The 5,338-nt window shown below is 46.9% G+C and carries 4 protein-coding genes; 1 reads left to right on the forward strand and 3 read right to left on the reverse strand.

From position 1 onward, the window contains the following. Nucleotides 1-249 precede the first annotated feature (249 nt). Nucleotides 250-2,655, forward strand: coding sequence for an endonuclease MutS2 (locus PN462_RS12790; RefSeq protein WP_272128652.1), 2,406 nt, complete (start codon nt 250-252; stop codon nt 2,653-2,655). Between the two features lie 87 nt (nt 2,656-2,742). On the opposite strand, the gene PN462_RS12795 is transcribed toward PN462_RS12790, so the two are convergent. The 3 genes from PN462_RS12795 to PN462_RS12805 all read right to left on the reverse strand — a co-directional run bounded on the left by PN462_RS12795 (nt 2,743) and on the right by PN462_RS12805 (nt 4,651). Continuing rightward, entirely contained in the window at nt 2,743-3,267 is a 525-nt protein-coding gene (locus tag PN462_RS12795; protein WP_272128654.1) for a DUF2752 domain-containing protein, read from the reverse strand. 6 nt (nt 3,268-3,273) lie between these two features. Beyond that, on the reverse strand, nt 3,274-3,561 hold the full coding sequence (locus PN462_RS12800; RefSeq protein ID WP_272128655.1) for a TM2 domain-containing protein: 288 nt from the start codon (nt 3,559-3,561) through the stop codon (nt 3,274-3,276). A gap of 373 nt (nt 3,562-3,934) precedes the next feature. Then, a complete protein-coding gene (locus PN462_RS12805; RefSeq protein ID WP_272128656.1) occupies nt 3,935-4,651 on the reverse strand; it encodes a PEP-CTERM sorting domain-containing protein in 717 nt (238 codons plus the stop codon). Nucleotides 4,652-5,338: the final 687 nt, after the last annotated feature.

Here is a 5,338-nt window from a genome sequence, read left to right on the forward strand (position 1 = left end):
ATTGAGCAAGGTATTGAGCAAGCCAAAGTTCAACTTATTCCCCGTTTAGCAGCACGGGGGATGTCTGTGGAGGAGATAGCTGAGTTGGTGCAACTAGAGGTGACACAAGTTCAAGCTATTCTCAGAACCAACTCCAATTAAACCCGTTCACGAGGTGTCCTGTCAGGGAATCGCACCTTCTCTATCCCCTGAATGCCTAAAAACCGTTAAGATAGAAAAACTGGGCATCTCAGAAGCAAAAAAAGAACCTTGATCCAAGACGAAGCCTTAGAACTACTGGAATGGCCGCGGTTGCGTCAGCATCTCGCTACCTTTGCGGCGACTAAATTGGGTGCGATCGCAGCCCGTCATCTCACTCCCCCTACCCAAAAAGCCACTACCCTCAATCTCCTAGCGCAAACGAAGGAAGTCTATCACCTCGAAACCGAAATTACGACGGGGTTAAAATTTGAGGGCATTCACGATATTGGCGATAGTTTAGAACGGGCGGCCTTTCAAGGACTCCTCACCGGGGAAGAACTCCAGAATATTGCCACCACTTTAGCCGGGATGCGACGGTTACGGCGGACGATTGATGAACAAGAAGAAGTCCCCACCCTAAAAGCCTTAGTTGCGGAATTACGCACGTATCCCGAATTAGAGCAAGATATTCACCATTGTATCGACGATCGCGGCGATATCACCGATCGCGCTTCTCCCCAACTCGCCGACATTCGCCGCAATATTAAACTGTATCGGGATAAAATCTACAGTCTGCTCCACCATATCCTGCAACGGAATAGTGGGGCAGTCCAGCAACAGACTATCACTCAACGGGGCGATCGCTTCGTCTTAGCCGTAAAAGCCCCCCAAAAAGAGAGCATCCCCGGCATCGTCCACGATACCTCCAGCACCGGGGCCACCCTGTACATCGAACCCAAAGCCACCGTAGAATTAGGCAACCGGATGCGGCAAGCTCAACGGCAGGAACAACGGGAAATCGAAGCCGTATTACGGGCCTTAACCGCAAAAGTGGCAGAAGTACGAGAAGACTTAGAACACCTTCTCGCCATTGCCACCACCCTTGATCTCGCCACCGCCAGAGCCAGATATAGTTTATGGTTAGAAGCCAACCCCCCCCACTTCACCGACTCCCAAGACCTCATTACCCTGCGACAACTGCGCCATCCCTTGCTAGTCTGGCAACAGCGTCACGAACAAGGGCCCGAAGTCGTCCCCATTAATATCCAAGTCAAACCGGAAATTCGGGTGGTGGCCATCACTGGGCCGAACACCGGAGGAAAAACTGTCACCTTAAAAAATCTCGGCTTAGTGGCCCTAATGGCCAAAGTGGGGCTATTCATCCCCGCCAGAGAACCCGTAGAATTGCCTTGGTTTACCCAAATTCTTGCAGATCTTGGCGATGAACAATCCTTAGAACAGAGTCTCTCTACTTTTTCGGGACATATACGCCGCATTAGTCGCATTTTAGAAGCCATTAATCAAAACCCCCAAGACTCCCAAGACAGTCCGCAACCCCTCGTTTTACTCGATGAAATTGGCGCAGGAACAGACCCGGCAGAAGGGAGTGCTTTGGCGATCGCCCTGTTACAATATCTGGCAGAGCGAACCCGTCTCACTATCGCCACCACCCATTATGGAGAACTCAAGGCGCTAAAATACCAAGATTCCCGCTTTGAAAACGCCTCAGTGGAATTTGATGATGTCAGTCTCTCCCCCACCTATCGTCTCCTCTGGGGTATTCCTGGACGCTCTAACGCCCTTTCTATTGCCCGACGGCTTGGCCTCTCCTCAGAGGTCATAGAAGCGGCACAGGGACGCATGGGGGGCTTCTCAGAGGACATTAACGAGGTGATTGCCGGGTTAGAGAAACAACGGCGAGAGCAGGAGGAAAAAGCCGAAGAAGCGGCACAATTGTTAGACCGGGCCGAGACGTTCTATAACGAGGTGTCGGAACGGGCAAAACAGTTACAGGAACGGGAAACGGAGTTAAAACGGTCTCAGGAACAGGCCGTACAGGACGCAATTAATGAGGCCAAAGGAGAAATTGCGGATGTTATTCAGGAGTTGAAACAACAACCGAAAAGCGGGCAAAATGCGAGGGCAGCGACGGAAGAATTAAATGCGATCGCGCAACGTCGTCTCCCCAAAAAAGCCCCTCCCCAAAAACAGGGTTATTTGCCCAAAGTCGGGGAACGAGTCCGCATTCCCAGTTTAGGCCAAACTGCCGAAGTGTTAGACATTGGCGAAAATCAGAAAAATATTACCGTTCGCTTTGGGTTAATGAAAACCACCGTCCCCATTACCGATGTTGAGTCTCTGGATGGGCAAAAGGTGGAAGTCCCCAAAGAACCGCCCAAGGCCAAGTCTGCCTCTCCTGCAAAAACGGAGTCCAAACCACAACCGACGGTTCGCACTTCTCAGAATACCCTAGATATTCGCGGCAAACGGGTGCATCATGCTGAACCAGAAATTGACAAAGGAATTAATCAAGCGATGAATTCTGGGGTTCTCTGGATTATTCATGGGAAAGGAACGGGCCGACTACGGGATGGGGTGCATGAGATTTTAAAACACCATCCCCAAGTTGAGCGTTTTGAACTCGCTCCGCAAAATGAAGGGGGGGCTGGAGCGACGATTGCTTATTTGAAATAGTAGTGATGTGGGGATTTATCCCACATCCAATCTTGGACTATATATAGATGTGGGAGTATATAGATGTGGGAGTTCTCGTTTGTCAAGTTAAAGCTGAGATGCTGCTCCTGTGAGTAACTGCCATAAAGGGGTTGCTTCTAAACTGGACAGATTCAACCAATCATAACGAACACTGAGCCGTAGAGCATAGTAACTCAAAAAGGAAACCGTCAGGATTAGGGTAGTAGAACTCAAACCTAGCAATCGCAGTCGCAGATTAACTTCTCGCCATAAGGAACGCTGAGTGATTAAACTTAGACTACTCCATAACATCAATCCCACGCAAAACAAGGCTAGTAACGGTCCAAAAAAGTGAAATTGAAATGCTTGGTACCAGTCTCCTTGCATAAAAGCAACGAGGGAACGAGTCAAACCACAAGCTGGCCCGGGAAAATGGAAAAACTTTTGAAAATAGCAATCCATTCCTCCCATAAGTCCCTTTTGACCATGAGCATAGTTAGAGGCGATCGCCAAAGCCATTGTTGATCCAGCTAATACCGCCATCCGTATATACCGTCCGGAAGTCGATAGGGGACGTAATGTTCCTGAAGAAAAACTTTGTAGGTAAGTCATAGGGATTTAGAACCAAGGTTTTTGATTATTGATATAAGTTTCAACAAATTCTTCATCGGTTTTAGTGAGGTACAAAATACCTTCGACTAGACCAATAACACCCATCACGAATGTTGCAATAACGGGAATAAGGAAGCAAGATAATAGAATTCCCACTAGGGATACTGCGAGCATGATGATTGCTTCTTGCGTATATCCCAAGATAAACTTATGAATACCAAACGCGCCTAACAAAATACCACAAATGCCAGCCGCAATTTTTTTCTCCGCGCCAGGTAATTTTGAGTTAGTCATGAAACAGATAGACCTCCGCTATGCTGTAAATAATGTGAACTAATCATCAGCCAGAGTTTTTGTTAATCGTATTCTTTACACAAGAAATAGTTATCTCTCTAGTTTATTTAAACGATAATCTCACTAAATGTCGAGTCCCGAATCTAAAAATTACCTTCCAAACCTTCTCAATCCCTCCTCTAGTCCCCTTCTCCAAGGTGTTAACGAATTATTACACATAGCCAAGATACGTTTTAGGAAAAAAAAAGGACTGGGGGTGAATCCCAATCCTTGAGTTATAATATTCGGCTCTATTTCCAAAGTTTAGAAAAGAAGCGGGGTTTTGGAGGATTCAACACTAACAATCATTAGTGATCCATGGGTTTGATGAGGTCTAAGCGTCAACCGCTTCTTTGCGTTTGCGGATTGCAGTGGTGGCAACACCGCCAACAGCCATTAAACCTAACATTGTGGCGGGTTCGGGAACATCTTTGGCGGCGAATGCAGCACCAGAGAAGGTGATATTTTCAAACTTTTCGCCACCTGCAAGACGAGATTCAAAGTCTTCTACGGTGACTCCCTGTTCAGCAAATTGAAATGTAAGGTTTCCTTTACCGTAGGATGTGTCTTGAGTATCGCTGATGAAGTTCCCTGCAAATTCGAGGGTCAGAGCCAATGAACCTTCGTCCTCTTGTTCAACCATTAAGTCGGAGACTTTGGTCAAGTCGAAGGTAGAAAGGCCGTCGGGAGTGTTAGCCCCTAAAGGCGCGGGATCCTCAACACTGAAGTCGAAGAAGGATTCTTGAGGCCCGCTAAAGGGGATGGAGATATCTTGGATGAAAGCACTCTTGAATTGTGCAAAGTCCTCTGCTCCGTTGATAGACACTTCAGAAGTGTAGGGATCGTAACCGGAGTAATCTACATGGTCACTGCTGAAATATACTCCGTCTGAGTCTAATGCGAGTTCCCCGAGGAAGTTACCGATTTGGAAGTTTCCGGTTAATGCAGCCGCTTGAGCCGATGCTGCGTTGAATGCTACACCTACAGCAATGATGGGAACTGCGATCGCTGCTTTGGAGATTTTTGAGAAGATGGTAGATTGAATGGCCATGATAATTACCTTGATCTTACGTTTGGTAGTTTGTTTAAGGTGTTGCCGTTGGCACAGGTGGGGGTAAACCCTTTTATTTTACTTGTACCTCGGCGAATATGTTTATAGATTCGGGGTAAGATTTTTTGTCAGTGTTGCTTCTCGTCAGTGAACCCCCTTATTGATCAACCCCTTGATTTATAAGGTTTATTTATAAGGTGGCTTGCGAGAAGTTTTCACTAGAAGCCCCCAGAGCAAACTAGCCCTTTGCTTCTATTTATAAGATAAAGCAGATAGCTAAAGATTGAAACCCTCTCGGAGCAGTCTTGTTCAATTCTTTAAATTTCTCCTGATTGAGATCACAATTGGGTGAATGTTTCCGTATATGAAGTGGACTGAATTTCCCAACCGACTTGTAGGAGCAGCCAATTATACAAGTTTTCTCGGACAAAATAACGGTAAAACAACTCTATTGTGGCGAACAATTCGTATATTCACTTAGCCATATTTTAGAGATTTGCGAGAAAATACTTAATAGTGAATGAGAGCGGTTTGTATTCTTGCGGATTCAACAAAAGAGCCGCGGGACTCCCCCACCTCGGAACAGGTGGGGGAGGAAAGCGGGTGAGTCGATACCGCTTCTCCTGCGGAGACGCTGCGCGAACGATGCGGCTGAGACTCACAATCTCTTAGGCTACACATAGACCA

The sequence above is a fragment of the Spirulina sp. CS-785/01 genome (assembly GCF_028330525.1).
In the GTDB taxonomy this organism is placed as follows: Bacteria; Cyanobacteriota; Cyanobacteriia; order Cyanobacteriales; family Spirulinaceae; genus JAQMSD01.